The organism is Aminobacter sp. P4_H6_2, from assembly GCF_056400805.1.
Genome location: NZ_JBFUKO010000514.1, coordinates 1 through 3,957 on the forward strand (window position 1 = coordinate 1; position 3,957 = coordinate 3,957).

5 protein-coding genes and 1 pseudogene are annotated in these 3,957 nt (G+C 57.6%); 2 read left to right on the forward strand and 4 right to left on the reverse strand.

Going from position 1 to position 3,957, the window contains the following annotated elements; all coding sequences use genetic code 11:
* The first annotated feature begins 153 nt into the window (after nucleotides 1-153).
* A complete protein-coding gene (locus AC1DUU_RS25535; RefSeq protein WP_476786168.1) occupies nucleotides 154-582 on the forward strand; it encodes an antitoxin Xre-like helix-turn-helix domain-containing protein in 429 nt (142 codons plus the stop codon).
* 99 nt (nucleotides 583-681) lie between these two features.
* Entirely contained in the window at nucleotides 682-1,275 is a 594-nt protein-coding gene (locus AC1DUU_RS25540; protein WP_476786172.1) for an RES family NAD+ phosphorylase, read from the forward strand.
* Between the two features lie 323 nt (nucleotides 1,276-1,598).
* Here the strand turns inward: AC1DUU_RS25540 and AC1DUU_RS25545 are convergent.
* From AC1DUU_RS25545 to AC1DUU_RS25560, 4 genes and pseudogenes are all read right to left on the reverse strand, one after another.
* Nucleotides 1,599-1,963 (reverse strand): annotated as a pseudogene (locus tag AC1DUU_RS25545) (type II toxin-antitoxin system HicB family antitoxin).
* Entirely contained in the window at nucleotides 1,960-2,214 is a 255-nt protein-coding gene (locus AC1DUU_RS25550; RefSeq protein ID WP_476786169.1) for a type II toxin-antitoxin system HicA family toxin, read from the reverse strand. Before AC1DUU_RS25550 ends, AC1DUU_RS25545 begins: the two are co-directional and overlap by 4 nt.
* Nucleotides 2,215-2,331: 117 nt before the next feature.
* A complete protein-coding gene (locus AC1DUU_RS25555) occupies nucleotides 2,332-3,684 on the reverse strand; it encodes an aminotransferase-like domain-containing protein (protein WP_476786170.1) in 1,353 nt (450 codons plus the stop codon).
* 38 nt (nucleotides 3,685-3,722) lie between these two features.
* Nucleotides 3,723-3,957 (reverse strand): hypothetical protein (locus AC1DUU_RS25560; protein ID WP_476786171.1); only part of this gene is annotated, 235 nt, incomplete at its 5' end.

Here is a 3,957-nt window from a genome sequence, read left to right on the forward strand (position 1 = left end):
CACCACGACCGATAGGCTGTTCCGCTTCGCCAATGTACCCGGCACGGAACAGATCGGGCTCTCGTTGCACACCTCATTCCGATCCTGGTTTGAATTCTGGACAGGATACCATCATATGATGTATAGATTTACCGCCATATGATGGAGCAATCGATGCTTGCCCCCGTACACACTTTTCCGATTCTTCCGGAGCGACAGGACTTTTCGGACGAAGCCGATCGGGCGCGACTGTCAAAAGTAGCGCTCAAGGCCTACAAGCGTCTCGTCGAACAATGGGGTCTGACGGGCCAGCAGGCTGCAGCACTCCTCGACATCTCGACGAGCACCTGGGAGCGTCTGAAGCAGGAGGGGAAGGAAAAGCACCTCAGCCAAGATCAGTTGACCCGGATTTCAGCAATGGTCGGCATCTATAAGGGGCTGCACCTAGTGTTTGCTGACGACATGGCCGATCGCTGGCCAAGACTTGAGAACAAAGGACCCCTCTTCAGGCGGGTGAGCCCGATCGCATCGATGATAAAGAGCGGCATTCCTCAGATGCTTGAGGTGCGCAGATATGTCGACGCGGTCCGTGGGGGACTGTGATTGTCGATAGATGGTGTACCGGTCGTAACAGACGCGTTTCCTACAACCGTCCGGCTGGTGACAACCGCCCGACTTCGTGCTGCGGTATTGGCCCCATTGGTGGACGACGAGGATGAACTCGAACTCCTCGCCGAGATTGAAGGCGCGACCAGCTCACGGCTGCTTGCGCAGGAAAAGGGGATCTCGGGTCTGGCGGCCAACGAACTCGTCTACGACGTCCCCCATGCGCATTTTATCAACGCGTCGTTCGCCTATGCCAAACCGCAGCAGCCAAACCGATTCAATGGAGCGGATCGGGGCGCCTGGTACGCCGCGCTTGACGTCAAGACCTGCCTCTATGAGGTCGGATACCATCTGTCCAATGCACTAGCGGACGCAGGCGATTATCACGCCATAGTCGAATATGCGGAGATGTTCTGCAGTCTTGCAGGCGCGTTTCTCGATCTTAGGCAACGACTAGACCATCCATCGCTCGATCCAGAAAAAGCCAGAGCCTATCCGATAGGCAATGCGTTAGCTGACAGCGCTCGCGCCGAGGGGCTCAATGGCATTATCTATCCTTCTGCCCGACACACAGGCGGCACCTGCATCGTTGCCTTGAGGCCCGCGGCGGTACAATCGGTCAGACAGGGAGCAATCTATCGCATGGTATGGACGGGTGACCCCACGCCAATGATCGAAGGACCATCGTAACAGCCTGACGTGAGCTCAGCAAAGGGCCAATCTGACCAGAAACAAACTTTGCAACGGTGCCTCGAGACCGGAAACGGCAGCTCCCGCTTTAAGAACATGTTTGGCGCACGAACCCAAGCATAGCCCACAAGGAGAAAAGCAGGAACTTGACCGCAGTTACCGACCCGAAACATACCTATGAGACGGGTCAATTCTCGGCAATTCCGGGTCAACTCTCAGTGCAAATTAACAGTGGGCGTCCTTCGGCAGATCGATACCGCCTATCTCGCCGCACTAGCTGTCGTTCGCGCTAGGCGGCCTAGCCTGCAAGGCGGCCTAGCGGATCAGGCGCTCAGTCTAGCCTCTGCGAAGTCTCTTCTTCGGAAACAGCCTTGGCAAGAACCTCTTCACCCCATTGATTAAGGCTCTTTCCTGCGAGTTCGGCAGCGATTGCCGCCTTTGAATGCACCTCTGGGTCAACACGAAGCATCAGGTTGCCTGAATAGGGCTTCTGAGGGGCTTTGCCGGCTTTGGCGCACGCGTCGATATAATCGTCCACCGCCTCGTGAAAAGCAGCCTTTAGATCAGCGACCGTGTCGGCATGAAAGCCGATCACATCCCTAATACCGGCAATGCGGCCGGTGAAGATTTCATCGTCGGCATCAAACTCGATCCGAGCAGCGTAACCATTGTAAACCATAGCCTTCATGGCCTCACTCCTATCTGTACAAGGAACTCGCGAGCGTCTTTGACCTGATACCGCTTGGCCTCTTTGGCGGGATGAGGACGATGGAAGCTGGCGATGTGGCCCTTGTAGTTGAAACGGACGCGAGAGCCGTTGCCTTCAACGACTTCGCATCCGACAGCAATTAGAAGGCCCTCGACGTCAGCCCATTCGATAGTGCCCGAAACCGGGTTCTTGAATATGGCTTCAAGGGTCTTTGTCTGCTTGCTGTTCATGCATGCAACTTAGGAGGTGGTGTTGAGTTTTGCAAGCAAAAAGTGAATGCAAATAACAGGCAGTCGAGCAGCCCTATCTATGCGATAGCGTACTGCGCGACCGAATGTGCGGAAAAGCTAGACGACGGCTCTTGTTGCAAGTGAAGGCTGATCGATAAGTGAAGCAAGCAAGGTCAAGGCGTCTTCAAGAGCCGCTCTGTCGGGCGCCACACCAAGTGAAATGCGCACGGCTTCCGGTGGCTGTACGGTAATAGAGAACGCGGAACTTGGAACGATCGCAACGCCAGACCGATCGGCATGCTCGGCAAAATCGGWCGCTCGCCAATGTTGCGGCAGCCTGAGCCAAAGATGATGTCCGAAAGGGTCGGCCGAAAAACTCGATCCGCGCAATATCGACGCCGCTAGTTTCTGGCGCTCGGCATTTTCCTCCCGGATTGCCGTGGTGATCGAAGCCAATGTGCCGTCTGCGATCCACCTCGATGCCAATGCGGCATTGAGGGGCGGCGCCATAAGATTTGTTGCCCGCAAGATTCCGGCAAGCCGCCTGGCCTGCGTGTTGCCCGGCGCAACGATATAGGCCACCCGCAGTGCCGGCGTCACGCACTTGGAAAGTGTTGCGATATGCCAGGTTAGGTCGCTTGCCATGGCGGCAAGGGCTGTGACGCCTGTGGCGCTTAGCGGTGAATAGGGATCGTCTTCGATGATCGCCACGCCATGGTTGCGCGCGATCTCGACGATCTTTCGCCGGCGGCCTTCGTTAAGCGTCGCCGTCGTCGGATTGTCCATTGCCGGTACGATGTAAATCGCCTTGGGCGGAGCTCTACGGCAACGTTGATCAAATGCATCCGGCACGATGCCTTCCGCGTCCATCAAGATGGGCTCGAGCACCAGCCCGCGTTGCTGGGCGACGGCCTTCAGGCCGGGATAGGTCAGCGCGCCGGCAGCGATCGCATCGCCTGGTTTGGCCAGGTACTCGCAGATCGCAAAGAGTGCGCTTTGTGCGCCGCCCGCGACAAGGATTCTGCCGGGCGCTACGGCACCGACCCGCTGCTCCAGCCAGTCAGCAGCCGCAGTTCTATCTGGATCACTGCCAGTGCTTTCTTGGTAGTGAAGGTGAAGCATGCCTCGCGGGCTAGAGAGTAGATCGGCAATCCCGGCCGGTATACGTCGCCGAAGGTCGGCGGCGACCGGTTGCGGCGGGATATTCATGCTGAGGTCGAGCAGTGGCGTGCCGCTAAAGCTGCCTGCGGACTGCTGGCTCGCTACGCCCTCTCGAATGAATGTCCCGCGTCCGGCGTGCGCATCGACCAACCCCCTGCGGCGGGCTTCGTTCAATGCACGTGTAACAGTCGTCAGGTCCACACCAAGCACTTCGGCTATCGAGCGTTGGGCCGGCAGGCGATCTCCCGGATGGACCCGTCCAGTGTGGATATCTGCCTCCAGCGCCTCGACGATTGCCAGATACTTCAAGCGAGCATCGCGCTCCAATCGAGGTCGCCACAGAGACATTAGGTGGAAATCCGTATGTGTATTTCGCCTACAATTTGGCTACCATGTCTTGTAGTGAACCGGAAGTCCATCAGTTGCCAGCGCAAGGCAGCCGCAAATGCTTCTATGGCGGTACATGCTCGATTCCAGCTGGGCAGCTTTTGGTCGCTAATGTGGGTAGAGCCGCCGTTCGCCAGCTTCTTGCCGCCCGACCGCTTGCGACCCCATTGCTGCCAATGGCGCATCCCTCCCGCA

What these genes read in the sequence shown, in the direction of transcription:
- AC1DUU_RS25535 (WP_476786168.1), top strand. Translation starts at nt 154, where the DNA reads ATGCTTGCCCCCGTACACACTTTTCCGATTCTTCCGGAGCGACAGGAC.
- AC1DUU_RS25550 (WP_476786169.1), bottom strand. Translation starts at nt 2,214, where the DNA reads ATGAACAGCAAGCAGACAAAGACCCTTGAAGCCATATTCAAGAACCCG.